1 protein-coding gene is annotated in these 419 nt (G+C 75.4%); it reads right to left on the reverse strand.

The window, feature by feature from the left end:
• Window positions 1-223: 223 nt before the first annotated feature.
• A partial coding sequence (locus EL84_RS32380) for a hypothetical protein (protein ID WP_235431466.1) occupies window positions 224-419 on the reverse strand: 196 nt, incomplete at its 5' end.

Below are 419 nucleotides of genomic sequence, written 5' to 3' on the forward strand. Positions count from 1 at the left end.
TCGACCGGACCAGGTCCGGCTTGCGGCTTCGGGACGCCACCGGAGTCGCGTTCGACGGGAGCAGGTGTCGGAGCCGTTCCCGCCGCACCGCCTGAACCTGTGGTGCCGCCACCGCCTCCGCCGCTTGGCCCGCCGGTGCCGCTTCCCGCCGCCCGGCGAAGCGGAGACATGGCGCTGCTGGCCGCAGTGCGTCCGACATTGCCCAGACCCGATGCGACGCCGGCTATGCCAGACTTGCCTTCGGCACCGGCGCGATAGGCGCTGGCGGCAGTGCTGACCGTGCGGCCGGCACCGGCAAGCGCACCGCCTGCAGCCCCCATCGCGGCACCGCCTGCGGCGGCACCCGCGGCGATAACGCCGCCTGCTGCCAGTGCCGTGCCGGCAGCGGCACCAGCGCCCAGCTGCGGGCCGCCCGAGAC

Source organism: Paenibacillus sp. VT-400 (genome assembly GCF_001029205.1).
In the GTDB taxonomy this organism is placed as follows: domain Bacteria; phylum Bacillota; class Bacilli; order Paenibacillales; family Paenibacillaceae; genus Paenibacillus; species Paenibacillus amylolyticus.